The following is a 21,039-nucleotide window of genomic DNA, read 5'->3' as shown; positions in this document are numbered from 1 at the left end:
ATTTCCGAATTGGGGGTCTGTTTGTTTGGCCTCTACTACACTTCACCTGAATTTTTGCAACTGGGCTGGACACACCGGGGTAGAAAAGTGAAGCGACCAGCGACGCTGGAAGCCGCCTATGACCCATTGGTTGCTGACCAAATTTACCTGTTCCCCGAGAAAGGCAGCAACAAATATTGGATCTGTAACCTGGCTGACCGTTCCCGGGAGTTTCGGGGAGCGTCATTCTGGGACGTCTGGCAGATCAGAGGGGAACAAAAGAAAACAACCGGTAAAGCAAAAGTACAATCCGGAGCCAAAAAACGGCAACACGAAGAATTTGTAATCGACAAAATCAGTCATGCAACCAAGGTGGCCCCGGATACTTTCGGCATTCCCAATGCGCAGCGGGTCAGAGCGATCAATGAAAACAAGCGTCAGGAAAAAGCCAGAGAAAGAGCAGAAAAGGCACGCCGTCCGGATGCTGACAGTAATCGCAGCCTAGGCAAAGTGATTCACCTGTCCGACCCCGAGCCAGATCTGGACTATCCGGATTATGTGGATGAGCTGTTTGGAGACGACGACTGATGCCTTTGCCTGAAAACTATGTTGAGGCGGTATATGCCGATCCTGGGCTTGAACGCTATCGTGGCAATCCATTGATCGAGGCCTTACCGCCAATAATGGATCTCCAGGCTCTCAAGGTAAAACTCACCGGTAAAGTTGAGTTTAATCCACAGGATTGTTTCGGCAAGGGACATCTTCGTGCTCACCAGGTCAGTGCATTACTTGATGATTTCTTTCAGCCTCTTTCCATCCACAAACAAATGGAAGAGAAAATTTCCGTCATGATCCGGGGCGGTTATGTGGGCCGCAATATCGCTGACGGTTCGCTGAACAAGAAAATGCAGGAAGGCTACCAACGGATCATGTCGGGTGTCACAAGTGATTTCAGGTTTTCACAAACCAACTCCACAGCCAAGAGCCTGTCTCTGATTGGTTGTTCCGGCAGTGGTAAAAGTTCGACCATTAACCGCATATTGGCAACTTATCCTCAGGTTATCTATCATCAGGATTACAACGCCATTCAACTGCCCAACCTGAGGATCGAATGCCCCTCCGACGGCTCACTTAAAAGCTTGTGCCTGAACTTCTTTCGTGAGATAGATCGTACTCTGCATACTGGCTATGAGGAAAAGTACGCCCGTAAGCGTCACAGCACCGAAGTGCTGCTTTCTTTAATGGGGCAGGTGGCAACACAAAGGGCTGTGGGCGTACTGGTTATCGACGAGATTCAGCGGCTGACACTGAAGCGCTCCATCAGTAAAGAAGCCATGCTGGAATTTTTTGTCGCTCTGGTAAACGTTATCGGTGTACCCGTGGTAATGGTGGGAACTCCAAAAGCTAGGCCCATATTCGAAATGGAATTACAGGCCGGTCGGCGCAGTGCCGGTTTTGGCTCATTGTTCTGGGAGCCGATGAAACCGGGGCCGGTCAGAATGAACCCGAAAACGGGTAAGCCCAGAAAAACAGAGTGGCAGGCCTTTACCGACAAGCTCTGGCAGTATCAGTGGCTGACAAACCGGGATGAAGTGTTGAGTGACGAAATCCGCGACTGTTGGTTTGACTTGTCACAGGGTGTGCTTGATATCGTGGTAAAGCTGTTTGTACTTGCACAGATGCGGGCTATATCCACAGGGCTTGAACGAATTACCGTTAAACTGCTGAGTACCGTGTACCAGCAGGAACTGAAGCCGGTACATCCCATGCTCGATGCTCTGCGCAGAGGCGCCCCCGAACTTATTGTTAAGTATTCGGATTTACAGTTGCCTGATATCGACAAACGCCTGCTTGAATTAAAGCAGGTGATTGATGAGCGGCAGACCGAAAAGCAGCGCAGACCGGCCTTTGGCAGTAATGAAAAAGCATTGCGTCTGTATACCATGCTGCAAGGGATGGGGTGCGAATCCGGATTACTGGAGCCGCTGATCGAAAATGCCTTCCAACAGTACCCTGATCTTTCGCTACCCGAACTAAGCCGGGTCATACTGGACTGGTATTACAGTCCGCCAAAAGCCAGCAAACCGAAGACAGAAAAGGTCAAACCAACCAGCTGGCATACGCTGCCTTCAGACGATCTGCGGTTCAAGTTTTCTCAGGCAGAAAAAGGCCGTTTTTATCACGAACTGCAATATGGCAAGGAACTGTTTGATTTGCCTAATTGGCTGAAAGAAGTGGGCTGATATGCTGGGCTTTCCCCTGCCTTACCGCGATGAACTGCTTTACAGCACCATCGCAAGGCATGGGGTTCATAGCGGTATCATCTCACCCAAAGAGCTGCTGCAGGATGTTTATGGTGATACCAGAGTTATCGCAACATCTGATCTACCTGGGCATTTGAATCGCATCGCAGCACTTTACCCGGAAAAAGCCGGTATAACGCCTTGTGATCTGCTCTATCACAATACACTCTTTCCCTTGTATGCGTTCTTCATGGGCGAAGCTCGGCGCATAGCACTCATCCGGGAGCTTACTGCAAACGGCAAGAGCTCCGTCCATTTAACGTCAGGCGCAGCAGCTTCGCGTGTTAAGCAACCTGAATACCTCCGATATTGCCCTGGGTGCATCAAAAAGCAACTGCACAAATTTGGAGAGTCTTACTGGCGGCGGGATTGGCAGGTGGTTGGCGCAGACAGTTGCCCGATCCATGGAAATCTTATTGACTCAGACATTCGTCGCCACGATGTTCACCGCCACCAGTATACTCCCCTCAATGCAGAGACCAGCATACAGGCAGAGCAAAGGCCGGGTTGCTGGCAAAGCGATTTAATAGCGCAAAGCATACGTGAGCTTCTGAATCTTAAGCAGATTGCAGTGCCTGAACTTGTGCAATGGGGTTATTGGTATAAAAAACCCGCAGCAGACCATCAGCTTAATCGCGGGAGCCAAGTACACCATGAACAGGTAGAGCAAAAAGTCATCGCGTTTTGGTGAGCTGACTGGCTGACCGGGCAAAAACTCATGCCAGACAGCGGCGAGTCAAACTGGCTTCGGAATATGTTTCGCAAACACCGCAAAGCATTCAGTTATCTCGAGCACCTAATCGTCCTGCATGCCTTGCTGAAGCCCGGATGGAAGCTGGCCGATGTGGTTAGTTTTGTTGCACGACTCCATCTGAAAACCAAGACCTCAACTAATGTGGTGCAGGAAATGGGTCAAACACGCTTGGAGGACTACCGTAGCCGATGGCTCGACGCCCTAGAAAAACAAGGAACCAAACTGGCCCGCCTTAACGGATACGGAGACTTGTACGCCTCGTTGTATCGTTATGACAGAAACTGGCTGATAGAAATCAATCAGGGCCACAGAATACCTCTACCGAGACACCAGCCTAAAGTGAGCTGGCGAAAGCGAGACGTGGATACAGTCAAAGCCCTGATAGCACTGCGCAACGAAGGTGAATGCAGTCTGGATGCTCCCCGATTCTCGAAGAACTGGTATCTGAACCAACTGAAGCACCGAGCTGCTATAGAGAAGCACCTGGAATTACTGCCTTTGTGCAGTTTGTTTTTCGATCGATACTGTGAAAGTATATTTGAATATCAGGTTAGAAGAATTAGCCGGGTTGTGGTCAAAGCCGTTCTTGCCGGTGATGTGCTAAAACGTTGGCAGGTATTGAAGTTGTCTGGGTTGAGTGAGGAACGGTTAACCGAAGAGGCTAAAAACTTTCTTAAGGAGTTACTCGGGATTTGAATAGTAGTACCCGATTAAAAGGATTCAAAGACGATACCTGGATAAACGGTATCGGAGACTTTTTCTGTAGAAAAGGTGGAAATCAGTGGGGAGTGAACCTCAGCATCTACCCAAGTAAAGAAAGCAGTAAGGACGCAATAACTTTATCGAACGCCCCTATTCTGATTCGAAAGAGAATCATCAATCCTACCAAAAATTACTACCCAAGAGGGGTAGAAAAATCCCACACAATATCCTCAACAAGTGATTGGTTAGTCGATGTAATCAGTAACTGCCCTGCTCGAGAAAGAAAGTTGCCGAAAGAAGCGCAGCAGTTGTGTTTTTTTTTCAATTATCGGATGGGATAACCGCATACCTGCCTCAATTCGAACTAGCCCGAGCGCTTTTTTTTCATTACGGCTATCTCGCCCGATCATCGGTAGTGCACGACCTGCTAAACAACGAATATATTGTCGAATCAGACAAAGATAACCAGAAAGCAATTGTCACAGTTTTGGATACTTTTTCAGGAAACTGGGAACAGTTTAACGATTTCAGTTTCAGGCGCATGCTCGCATGCTCGCATGGTTGTTACTAGATATGGAAGCACGCCATTCTTACAACAGTATCGCACAATATCAGTTGAACCATGGTTACATACAAGGGCAGTATCGACGGTGGAATTTTCGGTTTGATCCTCCTGATTTACCAGGTGTCACGTTAGATATGCGCGGGAACCTAGACGTTGATAGCCGAACTATGCTCATTTATGAGGTCTCAAGTGTGAAGAATATCGCTACTAATATCCCAGAGAGCGTGGACTTTTTAAGCGCAAGATTTTTCACACAGGTACATGGCGAATATGGCGGTACAGGGCGTGATGCTGAGAGACCCTTAAGTCATAGTATTTATGACCTCGAAGAGGGCAGTCGGGAAAATAAGCCAGTAATGCTCAGTGCAAATGCAACTTTATTTGAATTCATAAAGGCAGTCGAAACATCTAAAATCAGTGGAAGACAAAAATCGGCTGATCGAGGTAGACGGGACAATAGCGAGCCGGATAAAGCCTCTCGTGATGTCAGCGTCGAAGAACAAGGCCCAGAGGGGAGCTTACCCAGCGCCGAATGAAATAATCTCGACGATCAAACTGATGATGCACACCTTTATCTGAACAAGTTCGCCAGCTACTTTGAGATGCTAAAGTTGCTCGAAGAGAACCATGACTGTAAGGTCACCCTTTACCCGCTCCGGAAATTGCCAGCGGTTGGTAAGTGCAGGATGCATATCCTGAAAACTGATAGTAACCCGAGATGCATTTCGGTAGCTATGTTACAGCGAAAGGCAATGGGTTCTACTTGCTGGAAGTGGATACATCTGACGCGAAAAAAGCGCTATCGACCAGAGTGATCCTCGCCAACACTATCGGAGACATTGAGCCTCACCTTTATGAGATCGAGAAACAGCTGCTGAAGGCTTCCTTATCCTGGCCAATGGAGCATTTGGACATGTTAGTTGGCGCCGATAACCACTTCTGGATACCGCATCAGAAGTCTGGTAGGGCTGGTAGTCTATGTGGCGATGATATTGATAAATGGAGCACACGTTTTTATAAAGCAATAGTTTAAATGGTTTTTCACACCAAAACGTCGCTAATTATCAGGAGGTCAATTTTACTTTGCTAAGGGTAGATGCATCAGATGTTGATAAACCGTTGTCCACTAAACACCTAACTAGACCTTTGATGGAATCTCAAATCAGTGGATAGATTAAGGGTGAGTAAAGGGATTTCGATATATAACTAAATGACGAATTTAAAATTCGCATTAAGGGAGTTTAATGGCTGGCACTGATTTGGTTAGAGCGAGTCGCGATGGGGACCAATTTCATTATCTGTGGGCGGCACGGCAATGTTTAAAGCTACTACCTAGCGCAGAAGACTTAGTTGCCATTACCATTGAGGGAGCTTCGGAAAAAGAAGCTGGGAGCGACAGGGTATCCGAAGGCGAGGAGATTATTGATGTCGGTTTTTACTACGGTTCAGAAGACTTTAGTAAAGCTCAACGTATTAGGTATGTTCAATTAAAGCATTCAACGGCATCATCAGATCAACCGTGGACGGCTAGTGGCCTCAAGAAAACTATACAAGGCTTCGCTGCACGCTACATAAAGTTGCTTGAGTGTTTCTCTGCTGCAAGTGTTTCTGAACGGTTTCAGTTTGAGTTTACGACTAACCGACCAATAGATAGAAAAGTCCAGGAGGCATTAGCAGACCTCAGAAACAATACAGCAACTTGCAGGCATCAAGCACAGCAAAACACACTGCTCCAATACTCGGGGCTCCAAAAGCCCCAAGCTTCTCAGTTTTTTAAGCTGTTTGCCGTTATGGGCAGCGAAAGTGGGTTATGGGAACAGCAGAATCTATTAACACAAGACCTGAGTGCTTACCTTGTTGATGCAGACTACGATACTCCTGTTCAGCTAAAAGATCTTATCACTCGAAAGGCTACTACTGAGTTTGAGTCAAATCCCTCTATCAGACGGCAGGACGTTTTGCGGGCTTTAAAAGCAAGCGAAGAACTGTTGCTGCCGGCTCCATGTCTGATAGCGAACTCAGCGGATACCATCCTTAGAGAGCAAGAGAATCAAATTAGACAGGCGCTTCTCAATACTGATGTGCCCCTGATTATTCACGCTGATGGTGGAGTCGGAAAGTCTATTATTGCGTCACGGATAGCCACTTCTATGCCTCCCGGTTCAGAGGCTGTACTCTATGACTGTTTTGGAAATGGCCTTTACCGAAATTCATTGCACTTTCGTCATAGACACGAAGATGCACTCGTGCAGATCTCGAATGAGCTTGCTGCGAAGGGTCTTTGCCACCCGTTGATTCCCACTACTCGTGCTGATTCCAAGCAGTATATGCGTGCCTTTCAACATCGAATTACTCAAGCAATTGGTTTGATGCGGGCGAAAAATCAAAATGCATTTCTTTGTCTTATTGTGGATGCTGCAGATAATGCTGAAATGGCTCAACCAGAGCAAGCAGGACCTACGAGCTTTGTTAAGGACCTTATCAGATCAACTTACCCTGAGGGTGTTAAATTAGCTTTTACTTGCCGTTCGCATCGCCGGGCTAAGCTTCATGCGCCTATTAATGCTCAAGAGATAGAGCTTAAGCCGTTTAGTGTGAGCGAAAGTGCTCACCTTCTTCGAAAATACTATCCTCACGCAAACAATGATGATATCGAAGAGTTTAACTTTTTAAGCAGTTCAAATCCACGAGTTCAAGCCTTGGCTCTTGAGTGGAAATTACCTATTAAGGAGATGCTCAGGCGACTTGGCCCAGAACCTACAACAGTTGATGGAGCGATTAGTGATTTACTAGAAAGCTCAATTGGCAAATTGAAAGATGAAGCTGGAGCCGAAGAGGCATCTCACATTGATATTATGTGTAAAGGGCTAGCTATTTTGCGGCCGCTCGTTCCAATTCCGGTTCTCGCTGAGTTATCTCAAACTTCGGAGAGCGCGATAAGAAGCTTTGTGTTGGACTTTGGTCGCCCACTTCTGCTCAAAGGAAATAGTCTCCACTTTCTTGACGAGCCCACAGAAACTTGGTTTAGAGAGCGCTTTGAGCCTAATGAAGCCGATTTAATTGATTTCATTGATCGCTTACAACCACTCGCCAAAAAGAGCTCATATGTTGCATCAGCGCTCCCCCAACTACTATTGCAGGCTGGGAAGCTGGATAGACTAATATCGATAACTCTAAGTGGAGAGGAGCTTCCGGAAGAAAGCCTTTTAGAAAAAAGAGAAGTCGAGCTTCAGAGGCTTACTTTTTCTATTAAGGCGTCTTTGCAACAAAAGAAATATTTGGCGGCAGCCAAGTTGGCACTGAAAGCTGGGGGGGAAAGTGCGGGAGAAGAGCGCCAGTACTCCCTGATACAAGAAAATACAGACTTAGCTGCGCGGCTTTTAGGACCAGATCGTATCGAGGAAATAGTATCAAAACGGATTTTTAACTCTGGCTGGATGGGCTCACATCATACTTATGATGCAGGGTTGCTATCCGGAAGAGAAGAGTTGTTTCCTGACGCCTCAAGCCGTTTACGCATGGCGATGGACTGGTTAGATAGCTGGGCAAGTTCTACCCACGGTGAGGACAATTCTGAAAATGTTAGTGATGATGATAGGGTGGAGCTCTCTGCTGCAATATTGCGCTTGCGCGGAGCTGAGGCTTCGGCTCAATTCTTAAGGAGATGGAGGCCCCGGAATCTAGCCTATAAGGCTGGCCTGGGCCTAGGAAAGAGACTCATAGATCTAGGTGAATGTGATCAACTGGACGCACTTATTGAAGCTAGCGGTAATGATGTCTGGCTACTCCTAGGGCTGTTTACGGAAGCAAATGCCGTTAGCTATAAGGTGCCCAAAGCTCCGCTTAAGAGGTGCTTACGTCTTCTTGGATATCGACGCATTAAATTATCCGAATCACCAGAGTGGAACCGGCAATGGGAGATCCTAAGCTCCATTTGCTCAACGGTCGAACTCGCATTGCGGATACTCCCAAAAGAGCCAGAACGCTGGGCTGCTGTGATTCAACGATATCTACCATCAAAGCCTCCATCAACTTTCACAAATCAGTATGAAAATGAATCAATAGCCTTACTTAAGGCTTACGCTCTGACCTCTTGTTTAAGAGGGAAACCTTTAAAACTGGTTGATATTGCTCCAAAGGATATTAGAAAACAACTTGAGACAAATAATCACTATGGATTTACTCAAGAGATTCGAAACTTTAAACGAAATATAGGAGGACTGCTGCCATGGATAAACCTCTCCTATGCAATTGCTTGTGGCCCCCCCTTGAAGACTTAAGTAAAGCGTTAGAGGAAGCACTCGAGAATAGCAAATCAGCTCACTCAGAAATTTACAGTCATGACACATCACAGATACAAACTGTTGCAACTGAGTGGTTGAAAATCCTACTAATTAATAAAGGTGGAGACAATCTTTTCAGAAGAATTAAAGACTGGATCAACGAGAGGGAAACAGAAATATGGCCAAAAACTTATACCAGTTTGTGCCGATTAGCCGCTCGCACAAGAGAACGGGAGTCACTATCAATAGATTTTGCTAATGATGCACATAAACATTTAGACAGTTTTCGTGAACACGCCGAATCGCGAGCTGAATCCTATATTGAGCTAGCCCGTGCGATATACCCTGTTAGTCCTGATGAATCTAGTATTTATTTTGACCGTGCAATTGAAATTGCGAGTAGGATAGGGGAAGAAAATATCGACCGATGGGCTGCACTTCTTCATTTAGCCAAAGCCGCAGGAGAACCCGGTAACCCTCGTCCCAAAACAGCCTATCGTTTATCTCGCATTGCGGAGCTTACTTATGAGTATGTAGCTCGCGATAAGCATTTTGATTGGGATAGTACAGTCGAATCTTTGACAAACCTATGTCCTTCATCTGCTTTGGCCGTTTTGAGTCGTTGGCGAGATAGGCGGTTTGGTTATTCAGGCCGGCTTTTTCCTTTGGTAATTTATCAACTTTGCAATCAGGGCCTCCTTCCTGCTCATACACCTATTTCCTTGTGTGGGATAGATGCTCAATGGAAGAGACTGCAGGACTTAAAGCGTATGATTGCCGAAAGTGACCATGTAAATGTTCAAGTGGCATCTCAAATTGCGTATCGATACTTGCAGTTTAGCCCGCCAGTAGGGAGTGAGATCAAGGAACTTAAAGAGTTAAGTAACAACTCCGGGCTAGATTTTACAGGACTTGAAAGATTCGTTGCTAGAGATAGTGAGAGTGTATCTAAAGACGTCGCAAGCACCAGGGAAGCAGCCCATACTACCTTGAAAAAGGAGCAACCCCTTGACTGGGATGAGATCTTTCAAGACGTGGATTTTGGCTGTTCGATTAAGATTCGATCTGCTTATGATTTAGGACACAGTTACGGATCAGCTTACTATTGCAGTTCGTTTTTTCGGGAAGCATTTAAGCGTGTAGCTGTGGGAAAGGAGTCGCAGTTCGTTCGGGCAATCTGTACTTGGCCGGACTTCGATATTTTCATGGTTCGAGTTTTATTAGACGAATTGCTTTCAAAGCCGTTAAAACAACAGTCCTTAAAAAAAGCGCTTGAGTACGCGGTTATTAAGGTTTGTCGTAAAGAGCCTGAAATGATCTCAAGGCGGGGCTGGAGAGCTTTGCTTCCATTTGAGAGACTAAGTGATGAAGGCTTAGTTTCTGATGACGATGTTGTTCTAGCAACAATAGAAGGGTTTGAGTCTCAGACAAAAAAACTCGGGGCTAGTGGCTTTTTTAAGCTGATAGATCCCCTTGCTGCAACGCTTAGCCCCAGTGAAGCTGATGAGGCACTGAATTTTGGTTTTGACTTGCTTGAAGAGCTACTTAAGCCGGAAGACGGCGATGGTCCGTGGCTAGATGATCTTAAGCCTCCAATTTCTCTTATATCATCGCTTGCCGGATACATATGGTCAGGTTTGGGGTCGCCTGTTGCATCAGAGCGATGGGAGCATGCACATGCAGTTAGAGCTGCTGTCGAACTGGGTTGGGCAGAAATTCTGGATGCATTAGCGAGTTGGGCTGACACAGAAGAAGCATTTCCTTTTGTTGACCAAAACTTGGAGTTCTACCTATGGCACGCAAGACAATGGCTTCTTATTGGGCTAGTTAGGGGAGGGATAGAAAACTCGACGGCACTTCGGTCGGTAGTTTCGTTTTTACATAGAATGGTGAATCTAAATCACGTGCTCATTCGTGATCTCGCGGCTCAAGGGTTACAAGCTTTAGCTACTTCTGGAGAACTTGATTATACCGAAGTATCTGACTTTACGAGCGTTAATCAGCCCATTTTGTCTGAGGTACCTTATTCAGGTTGGCCTGAGCTCGATATAGAAGAAGAAATTGATTGTGAAGACGCTCTTACTGAGGACGAAAAGTATTATTTTGGGATAGATATAGGTCCCTATTGGCTTGCTCCCCTAGGCCGAGCATTTTGAGTTACTCAAAATGCTGTTGAGAGGAGAGCTAGATCAGTATTACGTAACCATTTGAGGTGGAAAGGAAAGTGTGGATATAAAGAAGATGCCCGATATCAAAATCATATATTTGGTGATCGAGAGACATCTCATTCGCACGGAAGCCTGCCTAAAACGGATGACTTGACAGCTTATCAATGTTTTCATGCAATGATGATTGTAGCAGCAGATTTATTAGCTGAACGAACGGTTCTACGCAACACAGATGATACGACCAACGAATTTCAGAATTGGTTCGAGCAATATCAGCTGACACGTACAGATGGAAAGTGGTTATTCGATAGACGCGATCCCCTGATAGATAGAAACTGGACGGTCTCAACAAAAGGCAAGGAACAGGCCTGGAAGTGGGCTATCACTTCCAAGTATTTAGACCAAAAGCTAGTCACAATCGATGCTTGGACCAACTTGTGGGGCCATTGGACTAACTACGATAATGGTTATAGTGAAACTACTACTATATGCAGCGCTCTTGTTTCTCGTACTGGTGCCATATCACTTGTTACTGCATTACAGACTGCATCAGTACTTGATCCCTATGCTCTACCTAGTGCCAACCGACAAGACATTTTCTCTATAGATAAACTTAGCGTAAGAGGTTGGATATTGGATGATAATGTTTGTGCTAAGCTAGATGAGCTCGACACTTGGGCTACTAAGTTGACGTATCCTGGACCTATGCTTCGGAGAAAATCACTTCTCAATTAGGCTTGATTCCATCGACTGATGGACGTTTTTGGTGCACAGGCAAAAATGGTGTAATTCGGAGTGAAACTTGGATAGAACCACAAGGGTACGGACGAGAGGAAGAGAATGTCCCGGGAACAAGGTTGTGTGGTAACTCGGATTTTATTACCGAGTTTCTCGATAATCATCCGGATGATTGTTTGGTAATAAGTGTGGCAGTTCGCAGATCGGTTCCTAAATATATGGAAAAAGAAGAGGACTATTTGTCATACGTTGAGCCATATGTTCGTTTTTACTTGATGGAGAAAGATGGTGTCGCTAGATCGATCTGAAGCAGTCGTTGAACTAGGTAAGCGTCTAGTTACCCAACTAAAGGTAGATAGCCATGACATCTTGTCTTCGTGGATGGCTCATCATATTGCTAAGTTAATCGACAATGTGGAAAAGAGTTCTGGCGAGTCTGAGGCGATTGAAGAGTGCTCGCAGGCAATTTTGAGTTTGTGGGAGCATCGCGCAGCGCTACCTGAACATTCTCGTCCTTTAGGCCAGCTTGAGCCCATAATGAGAACATTATCTGCTCTCGGTGTTAACCAAGAAGAGTATCATTTTTATCGACCGGCTCTTAGAGAAGCTGCAATAGCTGACGTCGATGATGCTACTAAAGAATGGCTTGATTTAGCCATCGGACTGGACTATTCAGCTCGGTTACTTATTAGATATGCGTTGAGGTCAGCGGCTGAAAAGACGGCATCTGAATCCGAATCGTGGGTTAAATTAGCTCGAGAAGCCGGTGCAAATGAAGGAGCAGACTGTCGTGTAGTAAGATTCATTTTAGATAGCGACGAGGAAGAAAATGAAGAGAAAGACATTCAAGCTGCACTAGAAGAAAAGCTGACTAAGTTAGAGGGATTTGTAGCTCTAGCAAATGAGCTAGTTGGTAATTTAAAGGCAGAATTAGAAGCTATAAAAGCCTAACCCATTCCTCAGCAAGACGATAATCTTGTTTGGTAAACATACAATTTAGCGGCTTGAATAGTATGTCACTGATTGAAATAGAGCAGTATTTGGCTTCCGCAAGTCTACGTTTACAATAAATTGGTATGAATCTTTATTACTAGCCTGGTCGTAAAGGAATCAACTTTTGATAGATTTAGTATGATACTTTATTTTATTAGACTCGGTCTTACCCGCCAAAAATCAATGGCTGCACAGCAATCAAGTATGCAACTTTATTCCTCTCCCACAACTTTAATGTGCTTAAAAACAAAGCCTGCGATTAACAAACTCGCAGGCTTTTTTATTTCTCAGAGGTTTTCGCTGAAAGAAAGTAGCGACGAATTAAGCCTATTCACTTATTTACTCACGTCACTTCATCGACAAACCCTCCCCAGCCGTCTTAAACCATCAAAACAACCGTTGTAAAACGGACGGCACGTTCATACTTATAAATTATCACTCAGTTTCAACATTGCGAGGCACCATGGCTATTCCTTATTCACTGCTCGATTTAGCGCCTATATCTGAAGGGTACAGCGTTAAAGACGCGCTAAACAACTCCAAGCTAATGGCTATGGAAGCGGAGCGCAGTGGCTATGAAAGAGTGTGGTTAGCGGAGCACCACGGTATGCATGGTGTAGCCAGCTCTGCCACCTCTGTAGTGTTAACGCACATTGCTAATGCTACCTCTACCATCAAAATTGGTGCAGGTGGCATAATGCTGCCTAATCATGCGCCTTTGGTTATTGCTGAGCAATTTGGCACGCTAGCTGAGTTATTTCCCAATCGCATAGAGCTTGGGCTGGGCAGAGCGCCAGGAACTGATATGGCAACGGCAAGAGCGCTTCGTCGAAACTTACAAAGCGATGTAGATAGCTACCCAGAAGACATTCAGGAACTTCAGCATTACCTGGGCACACCTAAAGAGGGGCAGCCAATTGTTGCAGTACCTGGTGCCAATACACAGGTGCCCTTGTGGTTACTTGGTTCTAGCTTGTACAGTGCCCAGGTGGCGGCAAAAATGGGGCTGCCTTATTCATTTGCTTCCCACTTCGCACCCGATGCGCTATTTGATGCCCTTCATGTGTATCGCAACATGTTTAAACCTTCGTCCCAATTATCAGCACCCAAGGCCATGGCAGGTGTAATGGTGGTTATTGCTGAAACCGATGAAGAGGCAGAATTGTTATTCACGTCGGTGAAGCAGCAGTTTATGAACATGCGACGTGGTCTTAACAAGCCTTTTGCTAAACCTATGCCTAACTTTGACGAATATTGCACGGCGACAGATGAGGCCATGTTATCTAGTGTGTTGAGATATGCCTTGGTTGGCTCGAAAGAAACCGTGCGAAGCAAGCTCGCTGAATTTATCGAGGCAACAGATATTGATGAGATTATTGTGTCTATGCCAATTTACGATATAGAAGCGCGCTTATTTAGCGTTAAAGCGTTCGCAGACATCGCATCCTAGCACCTAAAAAGTTATGACCAGTTTTACGTATCTGGTCATAACTTCTTCTATGCAATGCGCAAGAATAACTTTATGATATACAATGGTATGTGTATTTTCATTTTGGTGTTGCAGGTTTACAGTCATGCTTAAGGTCTGGTTTTTCTTTGCTCTTGCGTTTCTCGCATCGAGCCTAAGCTCTGCACATGCGAAAGAAGCACTGGACCTTGTCATTATTGAAACGCTCCCCGTACCTATTGTTGCTGAATCGCGAGGCGAATTTGAGAAAGAGCTCATTCGAATTATGCCCGAGCACGATATCAACATAACTACATATAACGCTGAAGGCTCTGAGATTCGCGCTAAAGAAATACTTGACGAACTAGCGCAAGAGTCCAAACCTGATCTCATTGTGTCTGTCGCTACCTTAGCTACTCGTGCACTAAATGCTGCTGAAGAATTTTTTGAAACGCCAAAACTCTTTATGGTGGTTTCCGCTCCCGTTGAGGAAGGCATTGTTCCTGCCATCGGCGCTGTGAGTAAACGTAATATGACGGGCGAGTCACACGTACTCGATGCTAAGGTAAAGCTTGATATGTTGGACGGCGTGCTTAGAGCATCAAATCCCGAAACGCCATTTACGATAGGTTTAGTGCATTCTACCTATCCCTCATCAAGTAACCTGGTCAACCAATTACTAGCGTTAGACAGTGAGTATGAGAATATAAACTTAGTCGCAGTCAGTACGCCTTATTTAGAAGGCGATGACGGACTTGTTGAAATGACGGATAGTATTGTGGCTAGCTTGGATCAAAAGAGCGCAGAACTGGACGGTTATTGGTTGTCATCAGGTCCCTTAGCAGAAGCCAAAGGGTTAGTTAAAAAGGTTAACGAGAAAACGGGATTACTCCCTTTATTCGCTGAAAGTATTTCATCAGTTAAAAAAGGCGCGCTTATTGGTGTGGTATCTGAACCGGCTAGTATTGGAAAATCAGCGGCAAGAAAAGCAAAACTGATACTTCAGAGAAAATCGGCGAGAGACATTCCCGTTGGCAAAATGGACACGTACACTGTTGCAGTAAATGTAACTACGGCAATTAAATTACAATTGCCCATTCCATCAAGTTACTTAAAACTCTCGAAAGAGCATGTGTATCAATAAGGCCTAATTAGAAGTTAGTATGCGGATCAAATCAAAACTGCTAGTTATCTACATTCCAATTTTGTTAATTGGCATGGCACTTACTGGGTATTGGGCTTATTTAACAGCGTACGACTCGGTGCGCGAAAGGGAATATCAGCTTCTTACTCAAACTCTCACATTAAACGTGTTAGAGATCATTGATGAGAGACGAGAACTGCTCATTGAATCAGGCCTAGAAAATGTTCCCGTTTTTCGCGAGGCTTATCAAAAAGAAGTTTTTGAAGAGCTAAAGTCGCTACAGCAAGCAACAGATCGGCACTTTGCCATTAGCGATAAAAGTACAGGTACCGTCATATTTAGTACTACTGAAGGTGACGTTGTACTGAATGCAGAAAACGCTAACAGGGCGACAATAGCTAACAGGCGCGTAGCCTATGGCGAGTCGAATGTTAATGATATGGATGTGTTGTTTGCTTGTTCTGAATTCACACCTTGGAACTGGAAGGTTACGGTTCTACAACCCGCCGAACCCTTGCAATCCTCGCTGTTCACTATAGCGTGGCTAACCTTTTTGGTAACGCTGTTTGCTGTAGTTATCGTCAGCTTACTAATGGGTAAGGTAACCCAGGTGTTCGTTGTCTCTCCCATTGAGAAAATCAAATCAGCGGCAAGTCGCATCGCCGTTGACCATAAGAGGGTCAACATAGACTTAGCGCAAAATGATGAGCTAGGAAGTTTAGCGCGCGATGTTGAAGCCATGTCTGGTGAAATTGAGGAATATGTCGCGCAAGCCCAGCAGGCAAATCGCGCGAAAACAGATTTTCTTGCGGTAATGAGTCATGAAATTCGTACGCCACTAAACGGAATTCAAGGCTTAGCAACACTACTTTTAAATACTCAACTTTCAGATAAACAGCATCAGTATGCCAGCGATTTGAAATCATCAGCATCTATTCTTGCTACCGTTATAAATGACGTATTAGATCTCTCTAAAATTGAGTCGGGTATGTCGGAAATTGACGTGACAGAGTTCGATCTCGATTCAATGCTGAACGACCTTATAACGTTGTTAGGCACAAACGCTAGTGCTAACAGTACCCGGTTAGTTTATAAGAGTAAGAACTTAGAGTCTGTGGCGGTAACTAGCGATATTACTAAACTACGCCAAATTATTATTAATTTGGTAAGCAACGCTATTAAGTTTACCCACAAAGGAACGGTGAGTATCTCGGCTAAACTTAAACAGCCTTCAACAGAAACTAAGGGTGATAACCGTTTAGTTATTGCGGTTAAAGATACAGGCATTGGTATTGAGCCAGACAGGCTAGAGCATATATTTGATAAATTTACGCAGTCGGATTCTTCTATAACGCGGAAATATGGCGGTACTGGGCTTGGTCTCGCTATTGCCAAGCAGCTAGCTCAGATACTCGGGGGCGATATAAAAGTCGTCAGCAAAGTGGGCGAAGGCTCATGCTTTACCGTTACTGCGAATGTTCAATCTCGACTTATGTCAGATTCATCAATTGAATCTTCCTCTGCTCGCAAAGCAAATGGCGCCAGCCTACCATCAGGCCTTAAAGTGCTATTAGCTGAAGATAATGCAATTAACGCAGTGGTAGCACAGGCACTATTAGAGCAGCTTAAGTGTGACGTTGAACACGTGGATAACGGATTAAAAGCCGCTGCACGTGTTGAAGAAGGCGGTATTGATGTGGTTTTCATGGATGTTCACATGCCTGTTATGGATGGAATTGAAGCGACGAAACGCATCAGAAAGCTGAACGGTGAGCTCAGCAAAACGCCTGTTATCGGTCTCACCGCAGAAGCATTTAAAGAGCGCCATATCACATTTAAGCAGGCGGGAATGGACAACATAGTCACAAAGCCTGTCACCGTTGAAGCCCTGCAAGAAAGTTTGTTAAAACTGGCGCTTAGCCAAGAAGTCACTGATAATAGTTAAGCAACGCTGTGTCAATGTGTTGCGTTTGTACAGCCAGTAGTGGCTGCCACCACTTGGCTGTATTGAAATACTTATACAGGACTTTATTTATCAAGGTGACGCGTGCAAATCCACAGACCCAGTGAACAACGCAGGCTAAGAATAGCTCTTATTATTGGCGCTGTTCTGGTACTTGTATTCATGGCAGCTGATCTAGTGCTATTGCCTAGCAGTATGTACGAACTGTATACCTTCGACCGTCTACTTCTTCAATTCCCTATTATACTCATCGTTGTTGTACTGTCTTTTTGGCGCGAATTTATGCGGTATCGAGCGTACATATTTGCTGGCCTGCTTATTGCGCTTTCCTACAGCAACTATTGGTTAATATGGGTTTGCTGGGAAGAGCACAACTTTATTTTTCCTTACGAAGGCACCATCCTCTATGCATTCTTTTGTGTATTCGCGTTGGGTATTCCATTTAAGTTAGCAGCCTCAGCTAATGTCATTAATATCTTGGGTTTTTTAGGGTTAATGTGGCTAGCGCCGGTTTATGGAGACAGGGTTCCCATTTCAGCAGCTTTTGTATCAGGGTCACTATTTATATGCGTGTATGCTCGTTATAGGCTCGATCGTAGTGTACGCATGCTCAAAGAAACTAACGACCGCTTATTAAAGCTTAGCAAGTTCGACCCGTTATCTGACTTACTCAATCGACGGGCTCTGCGAGATCAAAGTGAAAAGCTGTTGGCCTTAAGTAAGCGCCATGACGTGTCGATGGCTGTATTAATGCTCGACCTAGATGACTTCAAAAAATACAACGATAGTTTTGGGCATCAGCAGGGTGATGAAGCAATAAAAGAACAAGCGCGTATTATGAAGCAAGTATTTAAACGGGAAACTGATATTTTGGGCCGCTACGGTGGTGAAGAATTCATTGTTGTTTTAAGCGATATCAGTAAAGAACAGGTTGAAAAGCATGCACAAACACTATTGGATAAATGGAAGCTTGCTCAATTAAAACATGCCGAGGGAGCAAAGCACCCTTTCATGAGCTGCTCAATTGGTGTTGCTTACGCCAGTAAAGTTAGTGAAATATCCATTGATTGGCTTATTGATGAAGCCGATAAAGTGCTTTATGAAGCTAAAGAAAAAGGTAAAGCACAGTATGTGGTAACAGAAGCACAGTGCTAGCGTTAACACTGTGCTCTTAATTAAAACTGTACTCTTCGTTTAAGAAATTACAGCTTAAGTATCATTTTTCCGGTGTTTTTACCTTCAAACAGCATATTTAAGCCTTTTTCGGCGTTATCTAAACCTTCAATGGTATGCGCACGGTACTTTATCTTTCCTTGCTGCACATAAGGTGTGAGTTTTTCTAAAAGCTTTGGAATTTCATCCCAATGGTCTGGCATCGCAAACCCACGAATATTAATGCGCTTCTTAATTAACGGGATCCAATTAGGACCTGGTGACGGCTCTTCTGATTGATAATCGGCAATCATTCCACACACAACAATACGACCATGGGCATTCATTCTGTTGAATATATGGTGCTGGATAGGTCCACCCGTATTTTCATAAAATACATCAATTTTATCTGGCGTGAGCTCTGCCAGTTTTTCTTCTAAGTCGTCAGTTTTATAATTAATTGCACCGTCAAAACCTAGCTCGTTAACAATCCAGTCGGCCTTATCGTCACTGCCCACAACGCCGATTACACGAAGCCCGTCTGCTTTTGCTAACTGACCCACAATAGAACCTACAGAGCCTGCTGCACCTGTGACAATAAGTGTTTCGCCTTCCTTGGGCTCGCCAAAGTTATAAAGGCCTGTGGTGGCAGTTAAACCTGGTAGCGCAAATACACAAAGTGCCATTTCTTCAGTAACACCTTGCTGAAGCTTGTTAAAGCCTGAGCCATCGCTTAGCACATACTCACTCCAGCCAGTCATGCCCATAACCTTGTCGCCAACTGAAAAGTCTGGATTGTTAGACTCAACCACTTCGCCTACACCGCTAGAGCGCATAACATCGCCAAGCTCTACAGGAGGAATATAGCTTTCTCTGTCTTCACTCATCCAGCCTAGCATGGCAGGGTCTAAAGACATGTGGGTTTGCTTTACTAGAATTTGACCGTCTTTTGGCGTTGGTATTTCAAACTCTTTTGTTTCGAATAGATGAGGGCCAATTTTTCCATCCTCGGGACGCTTGACCAGCGTGATAGCTTTATATGTTGACATTGTATCCTCCTGTAACATGTGAAAGGTTTCTGGTGGTGTGCCTAATGATTTACCTTATGATTTGCCTAGTATTGAAACGCAATATGCATAGCTGAGATCACCCACCGATTGTAAAGATAGGGTGGGGCTTATTGTTATAAACACAACCAGCATGGGTTCGTGCCTATAAAATTGAGCGAAAAATGCAGTCGGTGACAATAGTTGCTGGTGAAAGTGTTAAATAATCGCGTTAACAATATCGTGATCTTTAGTTAACTTAACGTTATCAATGTTGTTTATAAATGCGTCGAAGTTGTAGCTAAAATTGTAAATAATGCGATAAAAGTGCGTAAATAACGTTTACTTGCATTGAACAAAACTACTCATATCCGTAGAATGCCTGCTGCAATTTTCCCCTATTACAACGAGTATCTTATGAAGCAACAGTTTTCTTTACGTGCCTCAGTTTGCTTAGCGCTTGCTACCTTAGCCTCTTCTTCTGCGCTAGCAGCTGGTTTCCAAGTTAATGAACACAGTGCAAACGGCCTAGGCCGTGCCATGGCAGGCCAAGCAGCCAAGCCAGAAAATGCCTCTATTTTAGCAACTAACCCTGCAGCAATTGGTGTATTTAAAGAAGCTGAATTCAGTGCGTCAGTAAGCTTTATCGATCCAAATGTAGATATTAATGGCACCGCAACTTACGCGTTGGGTGAGACTTCTCTTCCTACTGATGCAGCCTCTCTCTCTACTTCAGCAACAGAAGATGATATTGCCGATACTGCGTTCGTACCTGGATTTTTCTATACCACACCAATTAATGAAAAATTTTCCGCAGGTGTTGGTGTGTTTACTACTTATGGTCTTCGCTCTGATTACTCAGACGACTTTGAAGCTTTGCCATTTGCAGATGAAGCAGAAGTCAAAAGTGTAACTTTCAACCCTGCAATATCATACAAAGTAAACGAACAGCTTATGGTTGGTTTCGGACTGAACGCAACCTACGCCGAAGCTGAAATTGGTTCAGGGGTTTCTGAGTCTCTGTCATTTGCCTTCAGTGCACTGGGTTCTACTGTACCGGCAGGCGCTTCTCTTTTTAATCTAGAAGGAGACGATTGGGGTTACGGTTGGAACGCAGGAATATTCTGGCAGCCTACTGAAATGACTAATATCGCTCTTTCACATCGTGCAGAGACAAAACTTGAGCTAAGTGGTGAAGTATCTTCAGATTTGAGAGCAGCACTCAACCAAGATGGAAGCCTTGATTTGAATTTAGCTGCAATTACGGAGCTAGCCATCGATCAGAAGTTAAACGATCAGTGGTCTGTTCAAAGTAGTGTAACTTTCACTGATTGGAGCACTTTCCAAAAGCTTGAAGCTAATCTTGAAAGCGGTGATGATTTCCTTATCAAAGAAGAAAACTTCGACGATTCGTGGCGCGCATCTATCGGTGTTACCTACATCTTAAACGACGAGATTACTCTTCGCGCGGGCTATGCTTATGACGACGGCGTGGTATCGGTTGAAAACCGCTCACTAAGTATTCCAGATACCGACCGTCACTGGTTTTCTGGTGGTATGACTTACACCATGAGTGAAGACACCTCAATTGACCTTGCGTACGTATTTATTGATGGTCGTGAAGCGGACATTGATAAAAAGAGAACAATTGTTGAAGATGCAGTACCAGGCGCTGATTTTACTACCACATTTGTTGGTACTCAGTCAGCTACAGCACACATCCTAAGTGTTCAAATGAACACTCGCTTCTAAAACAAAGAAGTTAAGAGCAATAAAAAAAGGCAGCGTTTTTACGCTGCCTT

General features: G+C 44.8%; 16 protein-coding genes and 1 pseudogene. 16 read left to right on the top strand and 1 reads right to left on the bottom strand.

What is annotated here, in order from left to right; translation table 11 throughout:
- Positions 1–21: 21 nt before the first annotated feature.
- The 15 genes and pseudogenes from PCAR9_RS20145 (at position 22) to PCAR9_RS18875 (ending at position 18,194) form a co-directional block, all read left to right on the top strand.
- A complete protein-coding gene (locus PCAR9_RS20145) occupies positions 22–567 on the top strand; it encodes a hypothetical protein (protein ID WP_232091256.1) in 546 nt (181 codons plus the stop codon).
- Positions 567–2,222, top strand: coding sequence for an AAA family ATPase (locus PCAR9_RS18945; protein ID WP_179984934.1), 1,656 nt, complete (start codon positions 567–569; stop codon positions 2,220–2,222). Before PCAR9_RS20145 ends, PCAR9_RS18945 begins: the two co-directional genes overlap by 1 nt.
- A 1-nt stretch (position 2,223) precedes the next feature.
- Positions 2,224–2,973, top strand: a complete 750-nt coding sequence (locus tag PCAR9_RS18940; protein WP_179984933.1) for a TniQ family protein — start codon at positions 2,224–2,226, stop codon at positions 2,971–2,973.
- Positions 2,974–3,000: 27 nt separating this feature from the next.
- Positions 3,001–3,732: a TnsD family Tn7-like transposition protein gene (locus tag PCAR9_RS18935; protein WP_179984932.1), complete on the top strand. Its 732-nt coding sequence runs from the start codon at positions 3,001–3,003 to the stop codon at positions 3,730–3,732.
- Entirely contained in the window at positions 3,729–4,079 is a 351-nt protein-coding gene (locus PCAR9_RS18930; protein WP_179984931.1) for a hypothetical protein, read from the top strand. The genes PCAR9_RS18935 and PCAR9_RS18930 overlap by 4 nt, the downstream gene beginning before the upstream one ends.
- A gap of 208 nt (positions 4,080–4,287) precedes the next feature.
- A complete protein-coding gene (locus tag PCAR9_RS18925) occupies positions 4,288–4,839 on the top strand; it encodes a hypothetical protein (RefSeq protein WP_179984930.1) in 552 nt (183 codons plus the stop codon).
- Between the two features lie 66 nt (positions 4,840–4,905).
- A pseudogene (locus tag PCAR9_RS18915) lies at positions 4,906–5,336 on the top strand (Tn7-like element transposition protein TnsE).
- A gap of 211 nt (positions 5,337–5,547) precedes the next feature.
- Positions 5,548–8,583, top strand: coding sequence for an NACHT domain-containing protein (locus PCAR9_RS18910; RefSeq protein ID WP_197964247.1), 3,036 nt, complete (start codon positions 5,548–5,550; stop codon positions 8,581–8,583).
- Positions 8,532–10,742 carry a hypothetical protein gene (locus PCAR9_RS18905; protein ID WP_197964246.1) on the top strand — a complete coding sequence of 737 codons (2,211 nt, stop codon included), beginning with the start codon at positions 8,532–8,534 and terminating at the stop codon, positions 10,740–10,742. Before PCAR9_RS18910 ends, PCAR9_RS18905 begins: the two co-directional genes overlap by 52 nt.
- A 189-nt stretch (positions 10,743–10,931) precedes the next feature.
- Entirely contained in the window at positions 10,932–11,489 is a 558-nt protein-coding gene (locus PCAR9_RS18900; protein WP_197964245.1) for a hypothetical protein, read from the top strand.
- Between the two features lie 291 nt (positions 11,490–11,780).
- A complete protein-coding gene (gene avs3b, locus PCAR9_RS18895) occupies positions 11,781–12,443 on the top strand; it encodes an AVAST type 3 anti-phage protein Avs3b (RefSeq protein ID WP_232091254.1) in 663 nt (220 codons plus the stop codon).
- Between the two features lie 505 nt (positions 12,444–12,948).
- On the top strand, positions 12,949–13,935 hold the full coding sequence (locus tag PCAR9_RS18890) for an LLM class flavin-dependent oxidoreductase (RefSeq protein ID WP_179984926.1): 987 nt from the start codon (positions 12,949–12,951) through the stop codon (positions 13,933–13,935).
- A gap of 124 nt (positions 13,936–14,059) precedes the next feature.
- On the top strand, positions 14,060–15,076 hold the full coding sequence (locus PCAR9_RS18885) for an ABC transporter substrate-binding protein (protein WP_179984925.1): 1,017 nt from the start codon (positions 14,060–14,062) through the stop codon (positions 15,074–15,076).
- Positions 15,077–15,095: 19 nt separating this feature from the next.
- On the top strand, positions 15,096–17,021 hold the full coding sequence (locus PCAR9_RS18880) for an ATP-binding protein (RefSeq protein WP_179984924.1): 1,926 nt from the start codon (positions 15,096–15,098) through the stop codon (positions 17,019–17,021).
- 102 nt (positions 17,022–17,123) lie between these two features.
- Positions 17,124–18,194, top strand: coding sequence for a GGDEF domain-containing protein (locus tag PCAR9_RS18875; RefSeq protein WP_179984923.1), 1,071 nt, complete (start codon positions 17,124–17,126; stop codon positions 18,192–18,194).
- A 47-nt stretch (positions 18,195–18,241) separates the two neighbouring features.
- Here PCAR9_RS18875 and PCAR9_RS18870 read toward each other — a convergent pair whose 3' ends face one another.
- Positions 18,242–19,240: an NADP-dependent oxidoreductase gene (locus tag PCAR9_RS18870; protein ID WP_179984922.1), complete on the bottom strand. Its 999-nt coding sequence runs from the start codon at positions 19,238–19,240 to the stop codon at positions 18,242–18,244.
- A 414-nt stretch (positions 19,241–19,654) separates the two neighbouring features.
- Between PCAR9_RS18870 and PCAR9_RS18865 the strand changes: the two genes are divergently transcribed.
- Positions 19,655–20,989 (top strand): OmpP1/FadL family transporter, encoded by a 1,335-nt coding sequence (locus PCAR9_RS18865; protein WP_179984921.1) that lies wholly within the window; start codon positions 19,655–19,657, stop codon positions 20,987–20,989.
- Positions 20,990–21,039 lie beyond the last annotated feature (50 nt).

This window comes from Alteromonas macleodii (assembly GCF_903772925.1).
GTDB lineage: Bacteria > Pseudomonadota > Gammaproteobacteria > Enterobacterales > Alteromonadaceae > Alteromonas > Alteromonas macleodii_A.
This window is presented reverse-complemented; position numbering and strand designations above follow the sequence as displayed.

Excerpts from the sequence above, each read along its gene's own strand:
- PCAR9_RS18945 (WP_179984934.1), top strand. The coding sequence starts at position 567 with ATGCCTTTGCCTGAAAACTATGTTGAGGCGGTATATGCCGATCCTGGG.
- PCAR9_RS18940 (WP_179984933.1), top strand. The coding sequence starts at position 2,224 with ATGCTGGGCTTTCCCCTGCCTTACCGCGATGAACTGCTTTACAGCACC.
- PCAR9_RS18935 (WP_179984932.1), top strand. The coding sequence starts at position 3,001 with ATGCCAGACAGCGGCGAGTCAAACTGGCTTCGGAATATGTTTCGCAAA.
- PCAR9_RS18925 (WP_179984930.1), top strand. The coding sequence starts at position 4,288 with ATGCTCGCATGGTTGTTACTAGATATGGAAGCACGCCATTCTTACAAC.
- PCAR9_RS18910 (WP_197964247.1), top strand. The coding sequence starts at position 5,548 with ATGGCTGGCACTGATTTGGTTAGAGCGAGTCGCGATGGGGACCAATTT.
- PCAR9_RS18905 (WP_197964246.1), top strand. The coding sequence starts at position 8,532 with ATGGATAAACCTCTCCTATGCAATTGCTTGTGGCCCCCCCTTGAAGAC.
- PCAR9_RS18900 (WP_197964245.1), top strand. The coding sequence starts at position 10,932 with ATGATGATTGTAGCAGCAGATTTATTAGCTGAACGAACGGTTCTACGC.
- PCAR9_RS18890 (WP_179984926.1), top strand. The coding sequence starts at position 12,949 with ATGGCTATTCCTTATTCACTGCTCGATTTAGCGCCTATATCTGAAGGG.
- PCAR9_RS18885 (WP_179984925.1), top strand. The coding sequence starts at position 14,060 with ATGCTTAAGGTCTGGTTTTTCTTTGCTCTTGCGTTTCTCGCATCGAGC.
- PCAR9_RS18880 (WP_179984924.1), top strand. The coding sequence starts at position 15,096 with ATGCGGATCAAATCAAAACTGCTAGTTATCTACATTCCAATTTTGTTA.
- PCAR9_RS18870 (WP_179984922.1), bottom strand. The coding sequence starts at position 19,240 with ATGTCAACATATAAAGCTATCACGCTGGTCAAGCGTCCCGAGGATGGA.
- PCAR9_RS18865 (WP_179984921.1), top strand. The coding sequence starts at position 19,655 with ATGAAGCAACAGTTTTCTTTACGTGCCTCAGTTTGCTTAGCGCTTGCT.